Origin of the sequence: Candidatus Dedyshia acidiphila, assembly GCF_051025295.1 — a bacterium.
Taxonomy (GTDB): Bacteria; Acidobacteriota; Terriglobia; order Terriglobales; family Acidobacteriaceae; genus KBS-83.
Genome location: NZ_JBMGJV010000023.1, coordinates 33,681 through 58,915, shown reverse-complemented (window position 1 = coordinate 58,915; position 25,235 = coordinate 33,681). Strand labels below are relative to the sequence as shown.

At 64.3% G+C, this 25,235-nt stretch carries 22 protein-coding genes and 1 other RNA gene; 9 read left to right on the top strand and 14 right to left on the bottom strand.

What is annotated here, in order from left to right; translation table 11 throughout:
* Positions 1-30: 30 nt before the first annotated feature.
* The 4 genes from AC5IJH_RS11065 to AC5IJH_RS11050 all read right to left on the bottom strand — a co-directional run bounded on the left by AC5IJH_RS11065 (position 31) and on the right by AC5IJH_RS11050 (position 6,111).
* On the bottom strand, positions 31-573 hold the full coding sequence (locus AC5IJH_RS11065; RefSeq protein WP_491902875.1) for a DUF3341 domain-containing protein: 543 nt from the start codon (positions 571-573) through the stop codon (positions 31-33).
* The gene (gene nrfD, locus AC5IJH_RS11060; RefSeq protein WP_491902874.1) at positions 573-1,994 is read right to left on the bottom strand and encodes an NrfD/PsrC family molybdoenzyme membrane anchor subunit; all 1,422 of its coding nucleotides are present in this window, start codon (positions 1,992-1,994) and stop codon (positions 573-575) included. Before nrfD ends, AC5IJH_RS11065 begins: the two co-directional genes overlap by 1 nt.
* A gap of 15 nt (positions 1,995-2,009) precedes the next feature.
* Positions 2,010-5,153: a TAT-variant-translocated molybdopterin oxidoreductase gene (locus AC5IJH_RS11055; RefSeq protein ID WP_491902873.1), complete on the bottom strand. Its 3,144-nt coding sequence runs from the start codon at positions 5,151-5,153 to the stop codon at positions 2,010-2,012.
* Positions 5,154-5,220: 67 nt separating this feature from the next.
* Entirely contained in the window at positions 5,221-6,111 is an 891-nt protein-coding gene (locus AC5IJH_RS11050; RefSeq protein ID WP_491902872.1) for a cytochrome c3 family protein, read from the bottom strand.
* A 274-nt stretch (positions 6,112-6,385) separates the two neighbouring features.
* Between AC5IJH_RS11050 and AC5IJH_RS11045 the strand changes: the two genes are divergently transcribed.
* The 3 genes from AC5IJH_RS11045 (at position 6,386) to AC5IJH_RS11035 (ending at position 10,521) form a co-directional block, all read left to right on the top strand.
* Complete coding sequence (locus AC5IJH_RS11045) at positions 6,386-7,075, top strand: DNA-3-methyladenine glycosylase family protein (protein ID WP_491902885.1); 690 nt, start codon at positions 6,386-6,388, stop codon at positions 7,073-7,075.
* Between the two features lie 103 nt (positions 7,076-7,178).
* Complete coding sequence (locus tag AC5IJH_RS11040; protein ID WP_491902871.1) at positions 7,179-9,719, top strand: DUF3536 domain-containing protein; 2,541 nt, start codon at positions 7,179-7,181, stop codon at positions 9,717-9,719.
* Positions 9,720-9,921: 202 nt separating this feature from the next.
* Positions 9,922-10,521: a hypothetical protein gene (locus AC5IJH_RS11035; protein WP_491902870.1), complete on the top strand. Its 600-nt coding sequence runs from the start codon at positions 9,922-9,924 to the stop codon at positions 10,519-10,521.
* Between the two features lie 13 nt (positions 10,522-10,534).
* Here the strand turns inward: AC5IJH_RS11035 and AC5IJH_RS11030 are convergent, their stop codons facing one another.
* Together AC5IJH_RS11030 and AC5IJH_RS11025 are read right to left on the bottom strand one after the other, a co-directional pair.
* Positions 10,535-10,966, bottom strand: coding sequence for a nuclear transport factor 2 family protein (locus AC5IJH_RS11030; protein WP_491902869.1), 432 nt, complete (start codon positions 10,964-10,966; stop codon positions 10,535-10,537).
* A gap of 20 nt (positions 10,967-10,986) precedes the next feature.
* On the bottom strand, positions 10,987-12,093 hold the full coding sequence (locus AC5IJH_RS11025) for a Rieske 2Fe-2S domain-containing protein (protein ID WP_491902868.1): 1,107 nt from the start codon (positions 12,091-12,093) through the stop codon (positions 10,987-10,989).
* A gap of 135 nt (positions 12,094-12,228) precedes the next feature.
* Between AC5IJH_RS11025 and AC5IJH_RS11020 the strand changes: the two genes are divergently transcribed.
* From AC5IJH_RS11020 to AC5IJH_RS11010, 3 genes are read left to right on the top strand one after another with little or no spacing between them, the layout of a single operon-like run.
* Complete coding sequence (locus tag AC5IJH_RS11020; RefSeq protein WP_491902867.1) at positions 12,229-14,097, top strand: ArnT family glycosyltransferase; 1,869 nt, start codon at positions 12,229-12,231, stop codon at positions 14,095-14,097.
* 42 nt (positions 14,098-14,139) lie between these two features.
* On the top strand, positions 14,140-14,688 hold the full coding sequence (locus AC5IJH_RS11015) for a GbsR/MarR family transcriptional regulator (RefSeq protein ID WP_491902866.1): 549 nt from the start codon (positions 14,140-14,142) through the stop codon (positions 14,686-14,688).
* Complete coding sequence (locus AC5IJH_RS11010) at positions 14,685-15,593, top strand: SAM-dependent methyltransferase (protein WP_491902865.1); 909 nt, start codon at positions 14,685-14,687, stop codon at positions 15,591-15,593. The genes AC5IJH_RS11015 and AC5IJH_RS11010 overlap by 4 nt, the downstream gene beginning before the upstream one ends.
* On the opposite strand, the gene hpnI is transcribed toward AC5IJH_RS11010, so the two are convergent.
* The 5 genes from hpnI to rnpB form a co-directional block, all read right to left on the bottom strand.
* Positions 15,590-16,831, bottom strand: coding sequence for a bacteriohopanetetrol glucosamine biosynthesis glycosyltransferase HpnI (hpnI, locus tag AC5IJH_RS11005; protein ID WP_491902864.1), 1,242 nt, complete (start codon positions 16,829-16,831; stop codon positions 15,590-15,592). The two genes, AC5IJH_RS11010 and hpnI, sit on opposite strands and share 4 nt — an antisense overlap.
* Before the next feature lie 63 nt (positions 16,832-16,894).
* Complete coding sequence (locus AC5IJH_RS11000; RefSeq protein WP_491902863.1) at positions 16,895-18,154, bottom strand: ABC transporter permease; 1,260 nt, start codon at positions 18,152-18,154, stop codon at positions 16,895-16,897.
* A 10-nt stretch (positions 18,155-18,164) separates the two neighbouring features.
* On the bottom strand, positions 18,165-19,391 hold the full coding sequence (locus AC5IJH_RS10995; RefSeq protein WP_491902862.1) for an ABC transporter permease: 1,227 nt from the start codon (positions 19,389-19,391) through the stop codon (positions 18,165-18,167).
* A gap of 146 nt (positions 19,392-19,537) precedes the next feature.
* Complete coding sequence (locus AC5IJH_RS10990; RefSeq protein ID WP_491902861.1) at positions 19,538-19,798, bottom strand: GlsB/YeaQ/YmgE family stress response membrane protein; 261 nt, start codon at positions 19,796-19,798, stop codon at positions 19,538-19,540.
* Between the two features lie 117 nt (positions 19,799-19,915).
* Positions 19,916-20,355: RNase P RNA component class A (rnpB, locus tag AC5IJH_RS10985), an RNA gene on the bottom strand.
* 88 nt (positions 20,356-20,443) lie between these two features.
* Between rnpB and AC5IJH_RS10980 the strand changes: the two genes are divergently transcribed.
* The 3 genes from AC5IJH_RS10980 to AC5IJH_RS10970 are packed head-to-tail and all read left to right on the top strand — an operon-like array spanning position 20,444 to position 22,067.
* A complete protein-coding gene (locus AC5IJH_RS10980; RefSeq protein WP_491902860.1) occupies positions 20,444-20,779 on the top strand; it encodes a PadR family transcriptional regulator in 336 nt (111 codons plus the stop codon).
* Positions 20,776-21,264 (top strand): hypothetical protein, encoded by a 489-nt coding sequence (locus AC5IJH_RS10975; protein WP_491902859.1) that lies wholly within the window; start codon positions 20,776-20,778, stop codon positions 21,262-21,264. The genes AC5IJH_RS10980 and AC5IJH_RS10975 overlap by 4 nt, the downstream gene beginning before the upstream one ends.
* Positions 21,261-22,067 (top strand): alpha/beta hydrolase, encoded by an 807-nt coding sequence (locus tag AC5IJH_RS10970; protein ID WP_491902858.1) that lies wholly within the window; start codon positions 21,261-21,263, stop codon positions 22,065-22,067. Before AC5IJH_RS10975 ends, AC5IJH_RS10970 begins: the two co-directional genes overlap by 4 nt.
* A gap of 21 nt (positions 22,068-22,088) precedes the next feature.
* On the opposite strand, the gene glyA is transcribed toward AC5IJH_RS10970, so the two are convergent.
* The 3 genes from glyA to AC5IJH_RS10955 form a co-directional block, all read right to left on the bottom strand.
* Positions 22,089-23,378 carry a serine hydroxymethyltransferase gene (gene glyA, locus AC5IJH_RS10965; RefSeq protein ID WP_491902857.1) on the bottom strand — a complete coding sequence of 430 codons (1,290 nt, stop codon included), beginning with the start codon at positions 23,376-23,378 and terminating at the stop codon, positions 22,089-22,091.
* 104 nt (positions 23,379-23,482) lie between these two features.
* Positions 23,483-24,385, bottom strand: a complete 903-nt coding sequence (locus tag AC5IJH_RS10960; RefSeq protein ID WP_491902856.1) for a reverse transcriptase family protein — start codon at positions 24,383-24,385, stop codon at positions 23,483-23,485.
* A gap of 16 nt (positions 24,386-24,401) precedes the next feature.
* Entirely contained in the window at positions 24,402-24,818 is a 417-nt protein-coding gene (locus tag AC5IJH_RS10955; RefSeq protein ID WP_491902855.1) for a helix-turn-helix transcriptional regulator, read from the bottom strand.
* Between the last annotated feature and the right edge of the window lie 417 nt (positions 24,819-25,235).

The window sequence follows — 25,235 nt, the reverse complement described above, 5'->3', positions numbered from 1 at the left end:
CTCGACGAAGACGTGATGACCGAAAGCGGGCTAATAGTCCACCTCCACGATCGAGACGGGATGCAGCCGCTCGAGAAAAGCCCGTGACTCGGTGGTCGAAAACTTGGGATCGCGCGCCTCCAGGCAGAGGAAGAACTTGTCCGACGAAGCGCCGGTGCGGAAGTTGGGCGCGTTGAACAGCGGGTGGTAAGGCGCCGGCAGGCCGCACATGGCGAGCATGCCGAAGGCCGCCGTCAGACCCGCGAACAGAATGGTCCACTCGTACGCCGGGACGACGAACGCCGGCCAGGAGTAGAGCGGGCGGCCGCCGATGTTCAGCGGGTAGGCCCAGACATTGATCCAGGTCTCCATCAGGAACATGGCCGCGCAACCCATCATGCCGCCGATCAGCGTGATCAGCGGGACGAAGTTGCGATGGAAGCCGATCGCCTCCGCGGCCTCTTCGCAGGGGTAAGGCGTGTAGCAGTCCAGGCGACGCCAGCCGTCCTGATAGGCCGACGAGGCGGCCGCAGTCAGCGACGTGGCGGAGTCGAATTCGGCCAGCAGGCCGTAGACACCCTCGGGGATAGACATCAGTCACCAGCCTCGTGCACGGCTTCCGGCTCACGGCCCACCTTGGACTGCGGCAAGAGGATGCGCAGCTCCGACATGGGGATCATGGGCAGAAAGCGGACAAACAGGAAGAACAGGAAGGTAAACAGCCCCAGGGTGCCAAGGAACGTGCCGTAGTCCCAGCGCGTAGCGCGGTAGGTACCCCAGGAGGAGGGCAGATAGTCGCGGTAGAGGCTGGTCACGACGATGACGAAGCGCTCAAACCACATACCAGTATTGACCACCAGCGACAGCACGAACATGGCCGGAACGCTGGTCCGGACAGAGCGGAACCAGAGCGCCTGCGGGATGGCGATGTTGCAGGCGATCAGCACCCAGTAGCTCCAGCCCATGGGACCGAACATGCGGTTCCAGAAGGCAAAGTATTCCCAGTGCGAGGCCGAGAACCAGCTCATGAAGAGCTCCATCCCGTAGCCGTAGGCAACGATCAGGCCGGTCGTGAGCATGACCTTGCCCATGTTGTCCATGTGGCGAATCGTGATGAGGTCTTCGAGGTGGTAGAACTTGCGGATCGGCACGGCCAGCGTGATGACCATGGCGAAGCCCGAGTAGACGGCGCCGGCGACGAAGTAGGGCGGGAAGATCGTCGTGTGCCAGCCGGGAAGTGTCGCGACCGCGAAGTCGAAGCTGATAACCGTGTGCACCGAGAGCACCAGCGGCGTGGCCAGACCGGCCAGCAGCAGCGAGGCCGTCTCATAGCGCATCCAGTGGCGGACCGAGCCGCGCCAGCCAAGGGCCGCCAGCCCGAACATGTACTGCGCAAACGGCGTCTTCGCGCGATCGCGCATGGTCCCGAGATCGGGAATCATGCCGATATACCAGAACACGACCGAGATGGTGGCGTAGGTCGACACCGCGAACACGTCCCAGAGCAGCGGCGAGCGGAACTGCGGCCACACGTTCATCGTGTTCGGGTACGGGAACAGCCAGTACCCCAGCCACGGACGGCCGACGTGGATCAGCGGGAACATGCCGGCGCAGACCACGGCGAAGATCGTCATCGCCTCGGCGAACCGGTTGATCGAGTTGCGCCAGGTCTGCTTGAACAGCAGCAGGATGGCCGAGATCAGGGTGCCGGCGTGGCCGATACCGATCCACCAGACAAAGTTGATGATCGCGAAGCCCCACGCGACCGGGATGTCGAGACCCCAGATGCCGACGCCGCGCAGCACCAGCCAGGTGAGCGCGGTCATCAGGATGCTGACGCCGCCAGCCGCTACCAGCAGGCCAAGAAACCAGCCAACCGGGGTATACGGGGTGAGCACGATCCGGGAGATTTTCTCCGTGACCGATTTGAAGGTATGTCCCGGCGCAATGACCCGCACCTCGCCGGTGATCGGGTCGAGCATCGGATCGTTCGTCGCTAGATCTCTGGTCGCCATCTGATCTGCTTCTCCCTAGCTGCGCTCGGGCGCGTGTTCCACCGCCTCGGGCGTGAGCGCTGGGTTCGGGTTGGTGACTTCTGCGATGTAGGTGGTGCGCGGGCGGGTGTTCAGATCGGCGAGCACGCTGTAGTTCCGCGACTGCGCCTTGATCTTGGACACCTTGGCATTGGGGTCGTTGATGTTGCCGAAGACGATCGCCTCCGTCGGGCACGCCTGCTGGCAGGCGGTGACGATCTCGCCGTCCCGGATGTTGCGGTTTTCCTTGTCCGCCTCGATGCGCGCAGCCATGATGCGCTGCACACAGTAGGTGCACTTCTCCATGACGCCGCGGCTGCGCACCGAGACATCCGGGTTGCGCATCAGCTTCAGGCTCTCCGTCTCGTAGTCGGAGAAGAGCAGGAAGTTGAAGCGGCGCACCTTGTACGGGCAGTTGTTCGAGCAGTAGCGGGTGCCCACGCAGCGGTTGTAGACCATGGTGTTCAGGCCTTCCGGCGTGTGCACCGTGGCCGCCACCGGGCAGACCTGCTCGCAGGGCGCGTTCTCGCAATGCTGGCAGGTCATGGGCTGGAAGTGAGCCCGCGGCGCCTGCAGATCACCCTCGAAGTAGGTATCGATGCGGATCCACTGCATGTCGCGGCCGGTCTTCACATTGTGCTTGCCGACCACCGCGATGTTGTTCTCCGCATAGCAGCTCACGATGCACGCGTTGCAGCCGATGCAGGAGTTCTGATCGATCGCCATGCCCCAGGCGTTGTGCTCATACGTCCAGTTGGGGAACATGGTGGTGCTGCGATCCGGCGACTCGGGAGCGACACCCTCTTCCTGCGCGAAGTTCGGCTCCTTGCGGAACTCCTCGAGCGTGGTCGAGCGCACAATGCCGCGCGTGATAGCCTCGTCGCCTTCGAGCGAATGCGAGCGCATGTCGCCACCCGAGAAGCCGGTGCCGGCACGGGCGCGTTCACCGCGCTCATCCGAGTAGTGGCTCTTCGTGACAGCGACCTCGTAGGTCTCGCCCGTCTTCTTCACCTGCGCGCCCGTGACGACCGACGGCGCGTTCGAGGTGCGCAGCGGGAAGGCGTTGAAGCCCATCCCAGAGCCGACGCGACCCGCGTGCTGGCGGCCGTAGCCGAGGTGCAGCGTGAACGAGTTGTCCGGGTGGCCGGGAACCGAGAGCACCGGGCCACGCACCGTCGCGCCGTTGAGCGCGATCTCAATCACATCGCCCTCTTCGACACCGAGCTTGGTCTTGGTCGGGCCACTCATCAGGACGGCGTTGTCCCACGAGTTGTTGATGAGCGGCTTCGGCAGCTCCTGGAGCCAGCCGATGTTGGCGAAGCGGCCGTCATAGATCGACGGATCGGGGCGGAAGATCAGCTCGATCTGGTCGTCGGAGACAACGGGCGCCGCCGCTGCGCTGAGTGCGGAGGTGTTTGCGTTGAGCGACTTGGCCGGGAACGCCGTGTTTGCGGCGAAGCCATCGTGCAGCACCTTGCGCCAGGCCGACTCGAAGTCGCCCTTGAGGACGGGCTGCCAGGTGGCCTGCACTGCCGCAAACGGCGAGCGCTGCGGATTGTCGGTGAGCAGCTGCACGATGTCGTGCGCGCTCTTGCCCGCGTAGAGCGGCTCGATCATGGGCTGCACGACCGAGAGCGTGCCGTCATATGCGCGAGCGTCAGACCAGTTCTCGAGGTAGTGCGTGCCGTTGACGTGCCAGGTGGCGTACTGGGCGGTTTCGTCGACGTAATCGCCCAGGTGCACGCTGGTCGGCACCTTGCCCAGCGCCTCGAGGAACTTGAGATCCGCCGGCGCCGAGTAGACCGGGTTAACGTTCAGCATGAGCAGCCACTGCACCTTGCCGGCATTCATGTCGGCAACGAGCGATTTCAGATCGTCCGTCTGGATGGACGGCAGGGGGTCGATGGCTTCGGTGTAGACGACCGTCTTGCCTACGTTGCCGAGCGCCTGATTGATGGCGATGGCGGCCAGGTGGACGTCCGGGGTCTGATCCTCGCCCGGGATGACGACGGACTTGCCGCCGTGCGCCTTCAGATCGGCCACCACTGCCTGGAGGTACTGCTGCTGCTCACCAGTCCAGTTCGGCTGTGCGCCACCGCCGCCCGGAGCGCCCAGCGCCTGCGCCAGCGCGCGGGAGAAGGCGCCAACCTGGCTGGCACGCAGCTTGAGGCGGTGATCGGCCTTGAAGCCGGTGGTGCGGGGCGTGCTCTCGACTGCGTAGAGCCGGTTCATCTCGACCGACTTGTCCATCAGCTTGCGGCGGCCAATGAAGTCGTTCGCCAGCTTGTTGAAGCCGGGCTGCCGGATGCCGGAGAGGAAGTCCGAATCGAGCGAGACGACGACGTCCGCATTCGCGAGCATGTACTGCGCGTCGTAGAAGTCGCCGAAGGCCGCCTTCGAGGCGCGGCGTGCCGCATCCCGGTTGACCGGCTCGTACTGCACCAGCCGGGCCTGCGGGAAGCGCTTCTGCACGTCCTTCCACTGCGCGGCAAGGGTCGGCGAGGTGATGGTGGCGCTCAGGATGTAGAGGCCCTGGCCGCCGTTGAGCTTCGACGTATCGCGCTGCACCGCCTTCTGGAAGTCAGCCCAGGCGGTCGTCTCCAGGTGGTAGAGGATGCGCTGCGAGCGGTCCGGATCGTAGAGGCCAAGCAGCGAGCCCTGGCTGAGCGGATCGGAGCCGCCCTTCGACATCGGGTGCTCGGGATTGCCGTCGATCTTGATCGGGCGGTAGGCGTCGCTCTTGACCAGCAGCGGCAGCGCGCCGGTCGGAAACGGGAAGGCGGTCGCGAAGTAGTTGGGCTGGCCGAGGATCAGGTCTTCGGGCTGCTTGATGTACGGGTAGATCGGCTCGTCGGGCTGCTTGGTGCAGCCGGCAAGGCCGGCCATGGTGAGCGAGGCGCCCATCAGCTTCATGAAGCCGCGGCGCGAGACCGGGTCGACCCACTCGCTGGCATGCTCCGGGAACTCGCGCTCCACGCGCAGGCCGAACGCGGGGTCCTTGGCTGCCTCATCCACGCCCTGCCAGGCGTGGCTGCTGGTTTCGTCAAGCTCGGCGCGGGCGGCCGCGAGCGTGATGCCCTTCGCTGACTCAAGCACGGTCAGCTGCCCATCCTTCGCCACCATTCGATCTTCTGTGTCCATCGTTCCGCTTCTGCTCTCGTTCTGGTTCGTGTTGCCGGCTCTCACCCGTGGCTCCCGACGCCTGCCGCTAGCGATGGCAGGTCTCGCAACTGCTGATGTCGTTGGGATTCTTGATGTGGTACTGGCTGACCAGGTACTTGCCCAGGCCGTCCTGAGTGGTGAACTTGGTGTAGCTCACGTGGTCGGCGCCCGTTGGCCCGCTGGCCCCGTTCGGATGGGCGGCCACGTCGAGCAGGTGCCCCTCAGGCGTCGCCGTCGGCGGCAACATGTCGAGCGCTGCCGTCCTTGCACCCACCTGCTGCGGATCGACCGTCGTGCAGCTGACCGACTGGGCAGTCGGCGTGCCGTCCTTGTCGCCGAGGCTGCCGCACCACACTGGCTTATCCGTCGACGGGCCGGTCCAGGCCATGTTGTAGATCTCGTTCGCCGGGCGGATGTTCTTCACCGGGTTGCGATGGCAGTTCAGACACCACTCCATCTGCAGCGAGCCTTCCTGGTACATGATCGGCATCAGGTCGACGCGGCCGTGGCAGGAGGAGCAGCCCATGCCCTTGTTCACGTGGACGGAGTGGTTGAAGTAGACGTAGTCCGGCAGATCGTGCACCCGGATCCAGCGAATGGACTCGCCCGTCGCCCAGCTCTCACGCACCGGCTCAAGCAGCTGCGCATTGGTCCAGATCTGCGCATGGCAGTTGATGCAGGTCTTGGTCGGAGGAATGCCGGCATAGCTCGAGCGCTCGACCGAGGTGTGACAGTACTGGCACTGGATGCCGAGGCCCATCACGTGATGCTTGTGGCTGAAGGGTACCGGCTGATCCGCGCGCTGGCCTTGCCGGGTGACCCAGGGGGAGCGCTGCAGCTGGTCCAGCGTCACTCCCAAGGCAATGACGATCAATCCCGTGAGGATCAGGCTCATACGCGCCAAAGCGTTTGAGCTGCGGTCAAAAATCTGCGCCATCGATCCGTTCCTGCTTCCCGTGCTACGGCAATGAAGGGGGTTAGAGGTCCACTGCTTTCAACGATTTGCGACTACTCTGGTCGGGGTTTGTCGACGTGAGTAGGGGGCAAAGAAGGACTATAGCAGCAATTCTCGCGTGCTCCATAACGCGAGCCCGCAGGACGCCGTGATGTTGTCGAACGTGACACGCAACAAGCCGTTTAGCAGGCGCTTCGCGCGGCCGTTGACACTCCAGATACGCGCTCAATCCGTCGCCGCAGCTACACTCACCAGCATGCAGGATGGCCGCCGTGGGGTCCGTTACGACGTCGACGAAGCCGTGCGCGCGCTGAGCGCCGCCGACCCGAAGCTGGGCGAGCTGATCCGCCGCGCGGGGCCGTTCACGATGCGGCTGAAGAGCCAGCACTCACCCTTCGAAGCGCTGCTCGAGTCGATCATCTATCAGCAACTGCATGGCAAGGCGGCGTTCGCGATCCTCCATCGCCTGCTCGCGGCATTCGGCGATCTGCACCCACAGCCGGAGCACCTGCTCGCCGTGCCCGATGAGTTCCTGCGCGGGTGCGGTCTCTCTGCCAACAAGGCGCGGGCGCTGCGCGACCTCGCCGCGAAGACACTCGATGGCACGGTGCCGACGCTCGCCGCGATCCGCCGCATGCCGGATGACGAGATCGTGAAGCGGTTGACCGCTGTGCGCGGCATCGGCGTGTGGACGGTCGAGATGGTGCTGATGTTCCGGCTGGGACGCCCCGATGTGTTCCCGGTCACCGACTATGGCGTACGCAAGGGCTTCCTGCTGACCTTCGGGCGTCCCCCGAAGACGAAGCCGATCACGCCCGAACTGCTGCCCAAGCCCGACGTCATGCTGCGGCGGGCGCGGCACTGGGAGCCCTGGCGCTCGGTCGCGAGCTGGTACCTGTGGCGCGCCTGCGATCTTGCAGGGAGCGCGTCGCCGCCGCCCGAGTGAACGGGACCGCCAATGAACAGCCCGGGAGTGAGCCGGCGTGGGTGATCCGCCGGACCTTCGCGGCATGGCGCCGAACGGCCGGGCGCATAGACTGAAGATCAGCATGTCTGTTTCTCCAGCCCCGCCCTCGGCGGCCCCTCGCTACATCTGCATTCACGGGCACTTCTACCAGCCGCCGCGCGAGAATCCGTGGCTGGAGACGGTGGAGACGCAGGACTCGGCTGCCCCGTATCACGACTGGAATGCGCGCATCACAGCGGAGTGCTACGCGACCAACGGCGCGGCCCGGATCGTGGACAGCAAGAACCGCATTCTGCGGATCACCAACAACTACTCGCGGATCAGCTTCAACATCGGGCCGACGCTGCTCTCCTGGATGGAGGAGACGTCGCCGCTCACGTATCGCATGATCCTCGACGCGGACCGGGTGAGCCAGAAGCAGTTCGGCGGCCATGGCTCTGCGCTGGCACAGGCCTACAACCACATCATCCTGCCGCTGGCCTCGACGCGGGACCGCGAGACGCAGGTCGTGTGGGGCATCCGCGACTTCGAACACCGCTTCGGACGGAAGCCGGAAGGTATGTGGCTGGCCGAGACAGCCGCGGATCGCGAATCGCTCGATCTGCTGGCGAAGCATGGCATCAAGTTCACGATTCTCGCTCCCAACCAGTGTGCGCGCGTACGCCGCATCGAGGAGCTGGCGGGCGACACCGCGGCTGCGGAGAACGGACCGGCGACAAGCAGCAGGACGACTGCTGACGAGGAGGAGGCCGGCTGGACGCCGACGCCCGATGGCTCCGTCGACTCGACCCAGCCCTACCTGGTGCGCACCAGCCCCGGCCGCTCGATCGCGGTGTTCTTTTACAACGGCCCCGTATCGCGAGCGATCGCGTTCGATGGCCTGCTGAACAGCGGCGACGCGTTCTTCGACCGGCTGAGCAGCGGCTTCCACGACAGTGACATGCCGCAACTGGTGCATGTGGCGACGGATGGTGAAAGCTACGGACACCACCATCGCCACGGCGAGATGGCCCTGGCGTACACGCTGCAGCTGATCGACGAGAGCGCGGCGACGCTGACCAACTACGGCCAATTCCTGGAACTGCATCCGCCGTCCTGCGAGGCAGAGATCGTCGAAGGGAGCTCGTGGAGCTGCTTCCACGGGGTGGAGCGCTGGCGTGCCGACTGCGGCTGCAACGGCGGCAAGGCAGGCTGGAACCAGAAGTGGCGCGCGCCGCTGCGGGAGGCGCTGGACTGGCTGCGGGATACGCTTGCCCCCCAGGTGGAAGCGGCCACAAGCGCCCTGCTGGGCGATGCCGACGCGGCACGCAACGACTTCATCAAGGTGATCCTCGACCGGTCGCCGGCCACCGTCGACCGCTTCCTGGGCCGCCATGCCAGCCGCACGCTGAGCAAGGCGGAGCGCACGCGCGCCCTCCAGCTGATGGAGCTGGAACGGAACGCGATGCTGATGTATACGAGCTGCGGCTGGTTCTTCGACGACATCTCGGGTATCGAGACAGTGCAGATCATGACCTACGCGGCGCGTGTCATCGAGCTTGCCGGCATGCTCTTTCCCGAGACGAAGGGCCTGCTCGAGCGCAGCTTCACCGAGCGGCTGGCCGACGCGAAGAGCAACGATCCCGAATGGCACGATGGCCGCTTCATCTATGACGAGGCGATCCGTCCCATGGCGGTCGACCTCGAACAGGTGGTTGCGCACTACGCGATCAGTTGCGTGTTTCCGCACGCCGGCGATGCCGCGCCGTGGAAGCGTGACCGGCTGTTTTGCTACCGGCTCACGCACCTTTGGGAGACGCAGCTGCCGTATGGACTGGGTCAGCTACGGCTGGGGCGCGTGCGCATCTGCTCCGTGCTGACCGAGGAGTGCGAGGAGGCAGCCTACGGGCTGCTGCACTTCGGCGATCAGAACGTATCCGCGGCAGTGCGCCGGATCACGGCGGAGGACGAGACCGGTCTGGCCGGACTGGCGCGCGAGATCGAAGATGCGGTGGACGCGAGCAATCTGCCTGAGGTCGTCCGGCTGATGGATGACTACTTCGGTGAGAGCCGGTTCTCGCTCACGTCGCTGTTTGCCGACGAGCAGCGCCGCATTGTGAAGAGCATCCTCGACCCGGCGATGCGCTCGCTCGAGGGCTCCATGATGGAGCTCTATTCGAGCCATGCCTCGCTGTTTCATTTCCTGGGGCGCAACGGGCTGGCGCGTCCGGCGGCGATGCGGGTGGCGGCCCAGTTTGCAACCCATGCCCAGTTGCGGCATGCCCTTGAATCCAACCCGATCGACGTCCCAACGATTGAGCGGCTGCTGGCCCAGGCTCGAAACGATGGCACCGTGGTGGACGAGGCGACGCTGGGCTATCTGGCCGAGGAGCGGATGCACAGCGCGATGGAGCGGCTGGCGCACGCGGCCACTGACCCGGACGCGGTCCGCCATGCGCTGACCCTGGCGCAGGCTCTGCGTTCCCTGCCATTTCCGGTCGACCTGTGGCAGGCACAGAACATCTGGTACGAGCTGTCGCCGCGCATGATGGGGCAGGGCGAGGCGGTGCGGAACGACTTCAGCGAACTGGGCTCCGCGCTGAACATCCGGGTGGAGCGGACGGTGCGTGGTGCGGCTGACTAGTGAAAAGGAAGTGGGTCGCGGTTGGCAACAGGTGGTGGCCGGGCTGACGTCTCAACGCGAGTGGGATGCGGGTAGGCCCGTTTCGGACATCCCGATGGGCGCCGGGCAATCCGCTCTGGTTACTGCTCAGCGGATTACTCCCGACGCGCTTTCGAGCGCTTCCCGTCTTTGCCTGTGCGCGCTCCAGTGCGATGATCGTGGCATGAATCGTCTTCGGCAACTCGTCTCTGTCCCCGTCGCTGCGGCACTCGTCTCCCTGCTGGCCGCCGGAGCCTCGGCCTGCCTGGCGCAGAGCGTGAGCGCGAACGAGATGCGCGCGATGACGTCCACGGATTTCCGCCGCCACATCAAGGAAGAAGGCGCGGAGAACTTTGTCCGCCGGTTCGTCAAGGACGTCGATCCGCATAGCCCCGAGGAGCCGAACTACGACATCGTGCTCGAGCATGTGGCGGAGGGCAGCCCGGGGTGGCTCGAGGCCGCCGCCGAGATTGCGCCGTTTACCGATTCCACCTTCAGCCAGGGGCTGAGCGTCGCGATCGCCGATGCACTGGTCGTAAACCCGGCAGCCGTCCTGAAGCTGATCGGCAGCGAAGAGCACTTCAACGAAGCGTGCGGCTATCCATTCGTGCACCAGACGGATACGTACATGCTGCGGCACAAGCGCGAGGCGCTCGCCGCGCTGATGCGTGTGCACCAGCCGGCCCTCGCAGAGAAGAAGGAACAGTGCCGCAAGCAGTTACAGAATGTGCCGACGGCGACTGCAAGTGGGGCCAGCCGGCCACTGTTCGATTCGCGCGAGTAGTCTCGCCCGCTGGCTAATGACCCGGTCGCAGCGGTGTGTACTGGACGTGGACGAGCTTCCAGCCACCGCGCTCGTGGTGCGCGATATACGACGACCGCAGGGCGTTGCTCTGACCCGCCATGGTGTACGTCAGCCTCGCGATCACGGCGGCGGAATCGCCAAACGTGCGCACCTCAATTTCGTCCAGGGTCATGGGCGGCGCGGGCACTTTCTTATCGGGTGCGTAGTAGCCCAGCATCTTGTCATGCGGATCGACTTCGCCGAGCGGCGAGATCTCGACGTAATCGCTCGCAACCATGGATGTGATCGCCGGCAGATCGAACTCATGCCGCGCCTGCTCGAACCGCTGGACCAGTTCCTGGACCTGCTGGTTGGGGGTGGAGTGCGCCTTGGCGCCGCCGAACAGCAGCAGGACCGGCAGAAGAGCGAGGGTGAGCCTGCGCATGCCGAGCATCATACGACAGCCTAACTACGCCAGTGCAATGTCACCGGTCCGCTGAGCGGGTGCGTGTCTTCCCCGTTCAGCCGTGCCTGCTTCAGCGCGAAGTACCACTTGGCGGGCCGGTCTGCGTCGTCGATCAGCATCAGCGTCGGATTGTGGCGCAGGCCCTCCGCCTGCTCGATCATGGTCTGCTGATCCTGCCGCACGAAGCGCGCACCGAAGAACCGCGCCGCCATTGTGACAAATGGCACATGGTAGAAGACGTTCCACGCCGCCGCCACATCGATGCGGCAGGTCGACGCCGTGACGGGCGTGACAGTGGTCAGGCTGGAGAACCACTTCTCCCCGCAGCGGATCGTCTCGTAGCGCCGGTTCGGCAGAACGAAGTCGATGGTGGTGAGAATCGGCTCGCCGTAGACCCCGAGCAATTTGTATGGCGCGCTGTTGCCTGAAGGCGCGTGCGCCGACATGCGGAAGCCCTGCGGGATGGGCTCGAACTGCTTCTGCTTTTCATGGATGCTGGCCCGCGAGCGCCACCACCAGGCCTGGTGCACGAACGGCCCATGCGCCGGGTCCATCAGCCCGATGATGCCGTGATCGACGTTGCAGGGCAGGTCAGCCGCGAGGTGGGCGGCGCGGAATCGAGGGCTGAAGTGCGGCACCGCGGGCGGTGGTGGCAGATCTTCCGTGCGGACGCGCCCGCGCCCGGCGCTCGGAATGTAGACCCAGGCGTAGCCATCCTGCTCGAGGCACGGATACGCAGTGGCGTAGATGCGCGTGGGATCGAGCGTGTCCACGCCGGTGAGCGAAGGGATGTCGCGGCACTGGCCGCTGCCCGGCTCAAAGGCCCAGCCGTGGTATTTGCAGGTGACCGCATCACCATCGAACCAGCCGCACGAGAGCGGAATGCCGCGATGCGGACAGCTATCGCGCAGCGCGAAGATGGCGCCGTCGCTGCGACGGCCGAGCACGAGCGGAATGCCAAGCAGCATCGCGGTGTGCATGCGGCGCGGGCGCAACTGATCGGTGCGCAGCGCGGGATACCAGTCGTCAAAGATGAGCGTGGCGGCGGACCCGCTCCCGGCGGACGCCGGAGCAAGCGGCACGAGTTGTGAGGCGACCGGAGCCATTGGCTTGGGTCTACTTTAGTTCATCCCGGGTCTCGTCTTGGATCTCGTCTTGGGTCTGATCTTGGGTCAGATCGATTGCGCGCCAGGTCGCTCGCACGTCGGACGGATCGTGCTGTCGATGCGACAATCGCGTCGATGCTGTCCATCGCAGAGCCAACCGGACCTGGAACGCAGCGGCAACATGCGCGCATCCGCGGCTACGTGCTGATCATCGCGGTCTGGGTGCTGCTCTACGGCAGCTTTGCGCTCGTGCAGCCGCCGCTGCTCGACGATGCGGACTCTGTCCATGGCGAGGTGGCGCGCGAGATGGTCGCGCGGCACGACTGGGTCACGCTCTATGCGAACGGCATCCGCTATCTCGAAAAGGCGCCGCTGCTGTACTGGAGCATGGCGGCAAGCTTTCGCGCCTTCGGGCCAGAGACATGGGCAGCGCGCCTGCCGCTCGCGCTCTCCACGCTGCTGCTGCTGCTGGCGGTTGCGGCGCTCGGCCGCGCATGCTTTCTCAGCGAGAGTGCCGGGCTGCTGGGGGCGCTGGTGATGGCGACCAGCTTTGGCCTGTTCATCTTCACGCGCATCCTGATTCCGGACGCGATGGTCTGCCTGTGGCTCACGGTCGCCATGCTGTGCTTCTGGCGTTCGCTCGAGCAGCCCACGCGTGCGACGGCCGCCGGATACGCGGCGGCCTGCGCTCTGGGCGTGATGACCAAGGGACTGATCGGGCTGGTGTTTCCGCTGACGATTGCGGGTGCTTTTCTGCTGGCCACGCGCAATCTCTGGCATCTCCGCCGCTGGCACCCCTGGCTCGGAATCGCGGTGTTTCTCGCGATTGCTGCGCCATGGCATATTGCTGCCGGGCTCGCGAACCCCACGGTGGGGCATCCCGCTGGTGGACTGCTGAGCCCCGCGCCCTCGTTCGGCAATGTGCGCGGCTTCTTCTGGTTCTACTTCATCAACGAGCACCTGCTGCGCTACCTGAACCGCCGCGTTCCGCGCGACTACGACACCGTGCCGCTCCTGCTGTTCTGGGGACTGCTGCTGGTCTGGATGCTGCCGTGGAGCGCGTTTCTTGCGCGTGCCCTGTCGCGTGTTCCTCTGCGCGCATGGTGGCGGCGTGAGCCGCTGAGCGACAGCGCAAGGGCGCGGCTGTTTTTACTTGTCTGGACGCTCGTGCCCATGCTGTTCTTCAGCTTCTCGACGCGACAGGAGTACTACTGCCTGCCTGCGCTGCCGGCGCTTGCGCTGCTGCTGGGCGGCTCGTTTGCAGAGCAGGCGAATGCTCGCGACAAGAGCTTGCGCACGGCGTGGGCACTGTTCGCGGCGGGGTGCGCGGGAGCAGCAGCAGCGCTGTTCTTCGCACTGCATGGTCTCACTTGGCACGGTTTCACTTTGCGATGGGGAGCGCCACACGGAGATCTCGCCGCGGCACTCAGCAGCAATCCGGGTGACTATGCGCTGTCGTTCGGCCATTTTCTGGATCTGAGCACGCAGGCGATGGCGTTCTTTCGCGGGCCGCTCGTGCTCACTGCGATCGCATTGCTGGGCGGCACGGGCGCTCACCTGCTGCTGCGGCGTGCTGGCCGCGTGTGGAGTGCGCTGCTCGCGCTCGCTGCGGGAGGCGCGCTGTTCCTGATCGCCGCGCACTGGGCGCTCCTCACCTTTTCGCCAGTGCTCTCCTCCGCGCAACTGGCCGACGCAATGCGTCCGCAGCTTGGCACGGATGACGTGATCGTCATCGACGGTGAATATGAGAGTGGTTCGACGCTGGGCTTCTATCTACACCGCCGGTTGCACCTGCTGAATGGCCGCAGTTCCAACCTCTGGTACGGCTCGTTCTTCCCGGACGCGCCGCACGTCTTCGAAGACGATGCATCGTTTGCAGCATTGTGGCGTGGCCCGCGACGAGTGTTCCTGCTGACCGATCGTGCGGGACGACTCGCGCTGCCGGGCCCCGCCTATCCAGTCGCGACGGGTGGCGGCAAGCAGGTTCTCTGCAATCAGCCATAACAATTATTTCTGTCGCTACAGAAATGATTGTATGCTGGCGACATGGAGATGACTGGAGCGGTTCGCGACTTCGTCCTGCACTGGGGAGAGATGGGCACCCGCTGGGGGGTGAACCGGACGGTCGCCCAGGTGCATGCACTTCTGTTTCTCTCGCCGGAGCCGATGTCCGCGGAGGAGATCGGGGCAGCTCTTGTGGTGGCGCGCTCGAATGTCAGCACCAGCCTGCGCGAGCTGCAGAACTGGAATCTGATCAAGGTCACGCATCGCCTGGGCGATCGCCGCGACCTGTTCCACACCTCGCACGATGTGTGGGAGCTCTTCCTGACGGTGGTAGAGCAACGGGTCGCTCGTGAGATCGAGCCCACGCTTGCTGTACTGCGCCGCTGCTCTGCGGAGGCACGAGGCGAGCGCGGAACGCCAGCGGTGACCAGAGCCCGGATCCTCGCGATGTCCGAGTTTTTCGAAGAGACGTACGGCTGGTATCGCGAGATGACCAAGCTGCCGCCGGCAACTCTGCGCTCCATTCTGCGGGCTGGCGCCGGCATTACCCGCTTCCTGCCAGGGCCGCGGAAACGGGCGGTGAAGGCATGAGCGCCGTCGAACAAGTGCTGCTCGAAGCGACGGACCAGGTTTCCGGCGAAGCGCGGGTCGGCCTGGAGGAGTATTACTCCGAGGCTGGCCCGGACTATGCAGCATGGAGCGCGAACTTCAACATGCATTTCGGGTTCTATCGGTGGGGACTGAATCCCTTCCAGCGCGAGCGCATGTTGGAAGAGATGAACCTGCAGGTGCTTGCGCATCTGCGGGTGCCACGCGAAGGCGAGAGCCGCATTGTCGACCTCGGCTGCGGGTTGGGCGCGACGATGCGCACCCTGGCTGAAGAACGGCCCGCCGCGCACATGACCGGGATCACCCGCGTGCCCTGGCAGGTGGAGCAGGCGCGAATCCGCAATGAAGCAACTCGCAACGCCGATCGTCTCCGGGTCATCCAGGCGGACTACGAGCGGACCCCGCTGCAGACGCAGTCGTTCGACGCTGCCTATGCGCTCGAGAGCGCGTGCCATGCGCACAGCGCGAACAAGGCGGCTCTGCTGGCGGAGGCGCACCGCCTGCTCCGGCCAGGAGGACGACTAGTGCTGGTGGATGGCTTCTTACGTGGGCAGGGCAGGATGCTTCGCGCCCAGCACCGGATTTACAACAAGCTTTGCGAGTGCTGGGTCATCGAATCGCTTGGAGAACTGCAGGCTGTTACGGCAGAGATGGAGCGGCTTGGTTTCTGCGACGTGCATGTGCAACAGACACAGCTACGTGTTGCGCCCTCTGTGGCTCACGTTCCGTGGGTGACTTTGCGATTTCTGCTGAGCAACGTGCTGCTTGGTCGGGCGAAGATGACCAGGGCGCGCTGGAACAATGTGCTGGCACCGGTGCTGCTGCCGCTGGTGAGCATGCCGCTGGGCCCGATGGTGTATTGCATGGTCAGTGCGACGCGTCGCTAGACGCGAGTGAGCTGGCCGCGGCGCAGCAGGAAGCGTTCGCCGCGCCAGTAGACGATGTCGCTGGCGTAGCTCCAGGCCCAGAGCGCGAGGGCGCAAAGGTCGCGTGGCAGAAGCAGCCAGAGGTCGCGGAGCACCTGGCCGTCGCGCAGGATGCCGACGCCGACAGCGAGCGCGAGCGCAACGCGCACCACGAGCGCCAGGACGAAGAGCGCGATGCTTTCGAGACTGGCGCCGGCGGCGATCACGTTAAGCGCCGCCCAGGGCAGGCCGAAGGTAAACACGAGCCCCGCATAGCCCCAGCGCCGGGAGTCGCGCGTGGAGCGGGACCAGCGCAGCTGATGACGCAGGAAGCCGGCGAAGTCGTACGCGGGCACGCCGGTCTCGACCACCTCCGGTGCAAGCTCGACGGCATAGCCGGCCTTCGCGATGCGCGCGCCGAGTTCGTAATCATCCGCAAGCGTGCCGACCAACGCCTCAAAGCCGCCGATCGCAGCGAGCGCCTCGCGCGACACAGCCAGCGTGGAGCCAAGGCCGAAGTGAATCCCCTTCTCGAGATACCGCGCTGTAAAGACACCGGGGATGAAGTCGGTCGAGATGCCGAGCGCCTCCATGCGAGCCCAGACCGTGGCGTGCTTCCCGCGCTCTCTGTGGGCCAGTCCGCGATACGGCACTGTCACGAGGCCCACCGGACGGGGAGCGTGTGCGGATCCGACGCGACCGGGAGCAGGGCCTGGTGAGAACGTGCCCATCACTGTAGCCAGATATTGTGGCGAGACGACGATGTCGCTGTCATTCACCAGCAGATACGCGTAGCGCGCATGGGGCAGCATCTGCGCCAGGTTGCTGAGCTTGCCGTTGGGGCCGAGCACCTCTGGGCATTCGACGACGCGGATCGCCTGCTCCGGGAACTGCCGCTCGAGTTCGCGAATCACCGCGACGGCGGGATCCGCGAGCGACGACACGCCGAAGAGAATTTCGTACGTACCCGCATACTGCTGACGGCAGTGGCTGGCGAAGGCGGCCAGCATGTCGTGGTCAGCACCCTTAAGCGGCTTGAGGATCGTGACGTCCGGCGCAAACCGCGAAGGCGCACGGCGCAGGCTACGCAGGAAATCGCGCGCGCTCCACAACGCGAGCAGAGAGTAGCCGACACCCAGCCACGCCAGCAGGGTGGTCACTCCCGCTACGACGATGGGCAGGACGGCGAGAGTGGCGGCGAGTATGGGAGACAGGCTCAACGAAACTGAGTGTAGCGTGTGGCACTGGGCGCGGGGTCGGCGCACAGGCTCGACAGCGGCCCGCTATTCGTAGCGGAGTGCGTCGATGGGGTCGAGGTTCGCTGCCTTCCACGCCGGGTAAATGCCAAAGAGCAGCCCGATGACGCAGGAGACCGTGAACGCCGTGCCAGCCCAGAGCAGCGATACCTGCGCCGGCAGCACCGAGCCGAGAATCAGCTTGAGCAGCAGCGTCAGGAATGCGCCCGCGAGAATGCCGATGAAGCCGCCAAAGGCACAGAGCGTCATCGCCTCCAGCGTGAACTGCAGCAGGATGGTGCGCTTCGTCGCGCCGAGCGCCTTGCGCACGCCGATCTCGCGAGTTCGCTCCGTCACGCTGACCAGCATGATGTTCATCACGCCGACGCCGCCCACCATCAGGCCAACGCTCGACACACCGACCAGGAAGATGAAGAGGCCACTCGTGAGCTGGTTCCAGAGCTTGAGCAGGCCGTCGGAGCTGAAGATGGCGAAGTTGTCCGGCTTGTTCGGCGGCACCTTGCGCCGACGACGCAGCATCTCCCGAATCTCGTCCTCGACTGCGATCTTGTTCTTCGCGTTGTCGTACTTCACGCTGATCCAGTAATCGAGAATTTCAGGATGGATCTTGCGGAAGGTGAACAGCGGAAAGTGCGCGGAGTTGTCGGCCGGATTCTTGCCGCCACCGAAGGCCTGCTTCTGCTTGCCCAGCACGCCGATGACGGTGAAGACATCGCCTTCGATCTGCACCTCCTTGCCGATAGCGGGCTCCTGGCCGAAGAGTTCTTGAGCCGTGTCGTGGCCGAGCACAACGACGTTCGCGCGGCGATCTGTCTCCTGCCGCGTGAAGTAGCGGCCCTGGTCGAGCGTGATGTCGTAGAGATCGGGCAGTTGCTCGCAGTCGCCCTGCAGCAGCGTGTTCTGCACCTTGTGCCCCTGGTACTTGACGCCGATGTCGCCGATGCGACCGTTGGGAGTGCGGTATTGCTGCGCAGCGCAGACGGCGGACACGTGCGGCAGCGTGGCGAGCGCCATGGCGTCGTCGTAGCTCACCTGCTTGCGCGCCAACTCTTCGGTGGTGGGGCGCTTGCCGAAGACCTGGAAGCGAAAGACCCAGTACACATTGGTGCCGAGCGAGCGCACGACGTTGTCGACATTCGAGGTAAGCCCGGTGATCACCGACGAGATGAGGATCACGGTGGTGACGCCGATCATGATGCCGAGGATGGTGAGCCCGCTGCGCAACTTATTCGAGCGCAGCGTCTCGAAGGCCATCCGGACGGCTTCTTTGTAATCGGCAATGCGCACGGTGTTCCTCCTAGAGCTCAGACCGCAGGGCGACGATGGGGTCGAGCATCGCGGCCCGCCGGGCGGGGTAGACGCCGAAGAAGAGGCCCACTGCCGTGGCCACGCTCAGCCCGAGCACGACGGACCAGATCTTAATATCCGACGGGAAGCCGATCACGAGGGTGATGATCTTCGCCACCCCGATGCCTCCGATCACGCCGAGAAAGCCGCCGATCAGCGACAGCGTGGCCGACTCGATCAGAAACTGCGTCAGCACATCGGACCGCCGCGCGCCGAGCGCCTTGCGCACACCGATCTCGCGCGTGCGCTCCGTCACGCTGACCAGCATGATGTTCATGATCACGATGCCGCCGACCACGAGTGAGATTGCGGCGAGCGAGACGAACACCGCGGCAAAGCTCGAGCTAATGCTCTGCCAGATGCCGACGAAGGTCTGGTTGGTATCGAGGGAGAAGCTGTCCTCTTGGCCGGGCCGGTCATGGCGGATCGAGCGCAGAATCACGCGCACCTGGTCAACCGCCACCTCGAGCGGATCACCGGTGCCGCCAGCGCGCGCGTAGAGGACCAGGCTGCGATTGGAGCCGTGGGTATCGAGGTACGCGGTCAGCGGGATTGCGACCCAGTTGTCCTGGCTCTGGCCCAGCGTCTTGCCCTTGCGCTCGCCCACGCCGATGACGGTGTAGTGCTCGCCGTCGACCCGAATCTCTTTGCCCAGCGGGTCCTCACCCGGGATCTGATTGTCCGCAATGTCCGGGCCGATGATGGCCAGGTGCATGCGGCGCGTCTCTTCTGCGGGCGTGATGCCGCGGCCGCGTTCGATGGCGATGTCATTGATGGCCGGCATTTCAACTGTCCACCCGCGCACGCTGACGTCCGTGGCGGAGTGTGTGCCGTAGACCACCGAGCCGGTGGACTCCGCAAGCGCGCCAGTCTGCGTGCAAGCCGTGCAGCGCTCGGCGATCGCTTCATACGCGTCGAACTTCAGATCTTTGCGCTTCTGGAACTTCGAGTACTCGGCATCGCTGAAGACGACGCTGGGCTGCTTGGAGGCGGTGAAGACATCAGCCCCGTAGCCGTAGACCTTGGTGGCGACAAACTTGTTCGCGCCGGCCACCAGGGTGATGACCATGATGACCGACGCGACGCCGATCACCACGCCGAGCAGCGTGAGAATGGAGCGCAGCTTGTTCGCCCACAGTGATTGCAGCGCGATCTGGATGGCTTCGCGAAAGGCCATGAAGGGGTCTCGTAGAGTGAAACGAGTCTAGCAGCGCGGCGGTTCCCGCCAGACGCGAGATATTCCCTGCCATCCCGGAATGGGTTGCGCTAGGCGAAATTCGCCGCACTTACGGCCTCACAATGCCAGCAACGGAGGCGTCGGAACTAGGCGGTCGCCGTTCTGCCTTTAATCAGCCTGTAGAGGAAGAGCAGGATCAGCGCGCCGATGACCGACATGATGAAGCCCGCGCTCTGGCCGGGCTGGTACAGATGCAGCGCCTGGCCGAGCCAGGTTGCCAGCAGGGCGCCTGCGATGCCGATCAGCATGGTGATGAAGATGCCGCCCGGATCCTTGCCCGGCATGATCAGCTTTGCGAGCGCGCCAATGATGAGCCCGATGATCGCTTCCCAGATAATGTGCAGCATGCTTAGCCTCCAGATCATTTCGATGCAGTGGAGTCGCGAGCTTAAGGGGCGACTCGCGCGTGCTGCTGATGGTACCCCGGATGGCTTAATAGGGTGGTAAAGATAAGCGACAGAACCGATGCAGGCGGGCCTGTAAGCCGAATTTTGTCGAGGACGGCCATTCCTCTAGACGCGGCATTACTGCCGACGTTCAACAGCGACCTACCCGGAGGTTTCCGCCTCGCCAGCTTGTGACTGACGAGTAGCCCACGTGGGCGCACCGGGCCGGCACGCGACCGTCGGCACTGGGCCGGCCGGCGGTCTTCCTCCCTATTTGGTCTTGCTCCGTGTGGGGTTTACCCTGCCACCGACCTTACAGCCGGCGCGGTGCGCTCTTACCGCACCTTTTCACCCTTACCCCCGTGCTTGCGCGCGGTGGCGGTATCTTCTCTGTGGCACTGGCCGTCTCGGCGCCTTGACGCGCCGATCCCGGACGTTATCCGGCACACTGCCCTGCGGAGTTCGGACTTTCCTCCCCCGGATGACAAGCATCCGGCAGCGGCCGTCCAGCCCGCCTGCAGATTCAATTCTACGCGGTTGCACTGGGTTTGCGGCGTATGCGCGATTCTGCTTGCACGGTTCAGCAAGGCGTGCGATGACTACGTCATGCGTAGTACGCGGAACGTAGATGTCCGCGGGCAGGACGGGTTAGGGCAGTTCTCCGATCCCCCGCTGCTGGTCCTGGCCAGCCTGGCGGGTGGGGAGAAGCACGGCCACGCCATGATTGAGGACATCGTCGGGCTGTGCGGCACCCGGCTTGGACCGGGCACACTGTACGGCGCCATTTCCAGGTTGGAGGAACAGGGCTGGATTGCGCCGCTGCCGCCTGAAGAGCGTCGTCGGCCCTATCGCATCACGGCGCAAGGTCTGCGGGTGCTACGAGCGCGACTGAACACGCTGGCGCAGTTCTCCCGGGCAGGACTGGCGCGGGTGGCCGAGTGACCAGCCCCCGCGTGGCGCGGTGGCTCGTGCGGCTGTATCCGCGGCGCTGGAGGGAGCGTTACGGCGAGGAGTTCGCCGCTCTGCTCGAAGCGGACAACGGCTCCGGCCTGAGGGCAGTGACCGATGTCATGCGAGCGGCGTTAAGCGAGACTTTGTTTCCAACACTGGAGGATGCTGTGAGCGATCGCGATACTTCCCTGCGCAAGCTGTTAGGAGAGCCCACTGCGTTTCTGCCGATTTCGATGTCTCTCGGGGCGCTCGCAGTCGTTCTCTTCGCGATATCGATAACTGGCGTGCGGCATGGCGGCGATGAAGACACGGCGGCGCACCTGTGGCAGTTGCTGATGGCAGGGCAGGCGCCGCTGCTGCTCGCGTTTGTGCTGGGCGCCGTGCGCCGCGCACCCCGGCCGATGCTTGGCGTGCTGGCCTTGCAGGCCGGTGCTGCGCTGGTTGCAATGGCACCGGTGTTCCTGCTGGGGCTGTGAGGCCGCACCTGCTGCAGAAGCTCGCTTTTAGCGGGAGCATCACTCTGGGCAGCGCCATTCTGATTGCATACGGTCGGCTCCGCCGGGCACGTCGACACCGGCCGCCCGCCGCAAATGCTCGCCGAAGGAGATATTTTATTCCAAGCGGTACCGGAAACCTGGACGCCTGCTTGGTCGAACCTGCCGTGCAGAGATCTTCGAGTGCGCTGCTCATCTGTCACGGAATCGGTGAACTCGTCGAGGACTGGTTTGAGGTGCAAACACTGCTTGCTGAAGCGGGGTGCGCATCGCTTGTATTCGACTACTCCGGTTACGGGCGAAGCACCGGGCGCATAGACTCTCAGCAAATGGAGCACGATGCGATCGCTGCATTCGGCTCGCTCAGCTCGCAGACACCCGGACTCGCCCACGGTCTGCTCGGCTTCTCGTTGGGGAGCGGGGTGGCTGCCGCGATTCTTTCCCGCACAACACCGGACCACCTCGTGCTGTGCGCGGCTTTTCCTTCGCTGCGCCAGGCGGCCGTATGTGCGGGTGCTCCGGGGTGGAGCGCCCGCATCTTCGAGGGTATCTGGCAATCGCGAGAACGCCTGAGAGAAAATGTGATTCCGGTGACGATTGTGCACGGCGAGAAGGATCGCTTGTTCCGGCCGGAGCTTGCGCACGAACTCGCAGCCGCCTGCAGCGGAGCGTACGAGCTGATCATCGTTCCTGGGATGGCGCACAATGACCCGATCTTCAGGGCCGATTCGGCGAACTGGGCAGCGATCGCGGCGCGCATTCGAAGTAGCCGGACGGGCGCCTGACTGGATCGCTGACGCGTCCCCCTAATTCTCGCGCAGCCAGTCGTAGAGCGGGAAGCTGTCCGCCAGCTCGCGGACCTGGCCGCGGATGCGGGCCAGTGCGGCTTCGTCACTGCGCTTGTCGAGCGCTTCGGCGATCCAGTGCGCGATGGTGCGCATCTCGGCTTCGCGCATGCCGCGCGTGGTGAGGGCGGGCGTGCCGAGGCGGATGCCGCTGGGCTTCAGCGGCGGGTTCTGGTCGAACGGCATCGCGTTCTTGTTCGCCGTGATGCCTGCGGAGTGCAGCGCGTTCTCGGCTTCCGAACCGAGCATGCCCTTCGCGAACACATCGATCAGCAGCACATGCGTGTCGGTGCCGCCGGAGATGACGCGGAAGCCCTCCTCGGCGAGCGCGGCAGCGAGCGCCTTGGCATTGCGCACGATCTGGGCTGCGTACTCGCGGAAGCTGGGTTCGAGCGCCTCACCGAAGGCCACGGCCTTGGCAGCGATTACGTGCACCAGCGGTCCGCCCTGCTGACCGGGGAAGACGCACTTGTCGATCGCGGCAGCAAACTCCTGCTTGCAGAGGATCAGGCCGGAGCGCGGTCCACGCAGCGTCTTGTGCGTCGTGGTGGTCACGATATGGGCGTGCGGCACCGGCGAGGGATGTGCGCCGCCCGCCACCAGGCCGGCGAAGTGCGCCATGTCGATCAGCAGCAGGGCGCCAACCTCATCGGCGATAGCGCGCATGCGTGCAAAATCAAAGGTGCGCGGATACGCAGAGCCGCCACCGATGAGCAGCTTCGGGCGCTCGCGGCGCGCGATGTCGGCGAGCTCGTCATAGTCGATGACCTCGGTATCTTTGCGCACCTGGTACGAAGCGACCTTGTAGAGCTTGCCCGAGAAGTTGAGCTTGTGGCCGTGCGTCAGGTGGCCGCCGTGCGCCAGGTCGAGCCCCAGGATCGTGTCGCCCGGCTGGATGATCGCCATGTAGGCGGCGGCGTTGGCCTGCGAGCCCGAGTGCGGCTGCACGTTCGCGTGCTCCGCGCCGAAGATCTGCTTCGCGCGGTCGCGCGCAAGGTTCTCGATCACGTCGGCGAACTCGCAACCGCCGTAGTACCGTTTCCCGGGATAGCCCTCTGCGTACTTATTCGTGAAGACGGACCCGGCGGCCTCAAGCACAGCGCGGCTGACGAAGTTCTCGGACGCGATCATTTCGAGTCCCTCGTGCTGCCGGGCAACCTCCTGGGCGAGCACGGCGGCCACGAGCGGATCGGCTTCGGCAAGCGGGCGGGTCAGCGTGCGGTCGACAGCGGGCGTGGTCTGGCTGGGCATAGCGCAATTCTAGTGCCGGAGGGCTGGGGTTGGCAGCCCTGTTCGTGCGCGATGGAAACGCGGCGGCCCCAACCAGGGGCGAGGAGCTCTTCCGGAGAGGCGCCCTATATGCGAGGCCCCGACGAGACAGGGACAGCCGACAATAGACGGCGGCTCCGGACGAGCGTGGGATGCTCGATGGAGCGCGCCTGCAAACATTCCAGAGCGACTTCCAACTGTCTTTCCAAAGGCAAAGCATCCCTGGGGCAGATCGATCTGATGTGAGCGATTTTGCCGCGCAGGCTTTCGATATCCTTTCGAAGACCGCGATCAGTTACATGACCTTGGGCCAGATGGTGAATACCAGCACGTATGTCCCTAGCCTTTAACTTGCAAGCCCGTATCCTGCCCCTTCCTATCCGGACACCAGTCACAACCTTGCTCATCACCGAGTTCAGAATCTTCCGCTTCCCTCGGGAATCCTTCAACCCGCTGGCAGCAAGTGTTTGTCTTACGAGCTCCATCATCGCCCTAGCCTGTGGACCGGAGAAGGTGAGGTCATCCACCCACACCGTCGCTGTGACACCTTTCTCGCGGCAGGCGTTGAGGACCGGGCCGTAGATAGAAGCGATGAAGAGATTTGCAAGCGCAGGACTGGTGGGAGCCCCCTGGGGAAGGCGATGCTCAAAGGTTGTGAGTTGGGTGAGCAGGCGTGCCACTCGAGGGGAGCAGCCCAGCACATTCGACCACACTCGAAAAATATGAGCATTCGTAAGACTCGGGTAGTAAGCTTTGATGTCCATCTTTACCATCATCGAGTTCAAAGAACGCAGGTGCGCGCCCGCATGGGTGCGGACGCTCTGCTTACGGATGGCTCCATAGAGAAACTCTGGCGAGCTTAGCGGCACCAGTAGTCGCTGCCGAATCCGAGATTGGACTAGCTTCAATGCCCTAGAGGGATTGTCGATCTGTCGCAGTTTAGGGGTTGAGACCTGTCTAGAATACGGTTTGCTCGCTTTTGCGAGCATGAACGGCTTGTACTGATTAGGCAGTTCGCTTGCGAGCCTCCGGAGTTCGTCTAGAGGCACCCCGAGTAGAAACGCCAGTTCGCGGAAGCTTTTTAGAGGAGCCCGGTCGAGAGGAAGACGTTGATGGATCATTTTCTGGAGAGTCATTTTTCTCGGGTGTAAGTAGCAGCGTTGTAAGCGCCAACGAGAGGCTTTCAATATGCCCGGGATTAGCGTGCCTTATCTCCGCCTCCTCACTGCCAAGTAGACTCAGCAGATGAAATGGCATTTTAAGAACGGCGGCAATCTTCTCGATAGTCTCCAATGATGGCTGCCGCTTCCCTGACTCGATCAGGGAAAGATAGCTACGATCGATATCGGCTCGATCAGCTAGCTCCCCCTGAGACAGGTCAGCTAATGATCGAGCGACGCGGATCGCCTTCGGATAGTTCATGAGTGCACCTGCCTAAGGGTTAGGAAAAAACGGCTCCCTTGAAACTCACGCCCCGACTCCAGAGTTCACAATTTCGTAGACTACTTCGGTGATGCGACTTACCACGGTGAATACATGCTCCCGTGTAAAGTTTCTCGCCCTTCGTAGTCGCTTGAGTTCGCGAACGCCTTGCATCAGGGTGTTCCGCTGTTCCGACGTCATTTCGTTGTTGGGATCTCCAAGCATCTGCTTCATGGATTCGATGCAGGAGTCGATATGCCTTGACGTGTGCATACTTTACCTCTTCTCCCGGTTATGCCGGGGGCGGCGGTCGGCAGAACCAGAGAAGGAACGAACGACGTCGGGAGCCGTTTCTCTGTGCGACCAAGCGAATATGGGGCGGCTTGGCTGCCAGAAGGTCAGGACGAGCCTTCCCGT

Coding starts and splice junctions, on each gene's coding strand:
- AC5IJH_RS10990 (WP_491902861.1), bottom strand. CDS start 19,798: ATGCTGCACATTATCTGGGAAGCGATCATCGGGCTCATCATTGGCGCG.
- AC5IJH_RS11045 (WP_491902885.1), top strand. CDS start 6,386: ATGCAGGATGGCCGCCGTGGGGTCCGTTACGACGTCGACGAAGCCGTG.
- AC5IJH_RS11020 (WP_491902867.1), top strand. CDS start 12,229: ATGCTGTCCATCGCAGAGCCAACCGGACCTGGAACGCAGCGGCAACAT.
- AC5IJH_RS11025 (WP_491902868.1), bottom strand. CDS start 12,093: ATGGCTCCGGTCGCCTCACAACTCGTGCCGCTTGCTCCGGCGTCCGCC.
- AC5IJH_RS11010 (WP_491902865.1), top strand. CDS start 14,685: ATGAGCGCCGTCGAACAAGTGCTGCTCGAAGCGACGGACCAGGTTTCC.
- AC5IJH_RS10955 (WP_491902855.1), bottom strand. CDS start 24,818: ATGAACTATCCGAAGGCGATCCGCGTCGCTCGATCATTAGCTGACCTG.
- AC5IJH_RS11055 (WP_491902873.1), bottom strand. CDS start 5,153: ATGGACACAGAAGATCGAATGGTGGCGAAGGATGGGCAGCTGACCGTG.
- AC5IJH_RS11050 (WP_491902872.1), bottom strand. CDS start 6,111: ATGGCGCAGATTTTTGACCGCAGCTCAAACGCTTTGGCGCGTATGAGC.
- AC5IJH_RS11035 (WP_491902870.1), top strand. CDS start 9,922: ATGAATCGTCTTCGGCAACTCGTCTCTGTCCCCGTCGCTGCGGCACTC.
- AC5IJH_RS11015 (WP_491902866.1), top strand. CDS start 14,140: ATGGAGATGACTGGAGCGGTTCGCGACTTCGTCCTGCACTGGGGAGAG.
- AC5IJH_RS10980 (WP_491902860.1), top strand. CDS start 20,444: ATGCGTAGTACGCGGAACGTAGATGTCCGCGGGCAGGACGGGTTAGGG.
- AC5IJH_RS10995 (WP_491902862.1), bottom strand. CDS start 19,391: ATGGCCTTTCGCGAAGCCATCCAGATCGCGCTGCAATCACTGTGGGCG.
- AC5IJH_RS11030 (WP_491902869.1), bottom strand. CDS start 10,966: ATGCGCAGGCTCACCCTCGCTCTTCTGCCGGTCCTGCTGCTGTTCGGC.
- nrfD (WP_491902874.1), bottom strand. CDS start 1,994: ATGGCGACCAGAGATCTAGCGACGAACGATCCGATGCTCGACCCGATC.
- AC5IJH_RS11065 (WP_491902875.1), bottom strand. CDS start 573: ATGTCTATCCCCGAGGGTGTCTACGGCCTGCTGGCCGAATTCGACTCC.
- AC5IJH_RS11040 (WP_491902871.1), top strand. CDS start 7,179: ATGTCTGTTTCTCCAGCCCCGCCCTCGGCGGCCCCTCGCTACATCTGC.
- glyA (WP_491902857.1), bottom strand. CDS start 23,378: ATGCCCAGCCAGACCACGCCCGCTGTCGACCGCACGCTGACCCGCCCG.
- AC5IJH_RS10960 (WP_491902856.1), bottom strand. CDS start 24,385: ATGCTCGCAAAAGCGAGCAAACCGTATTCTAGACAGGTCTCAACCCCT.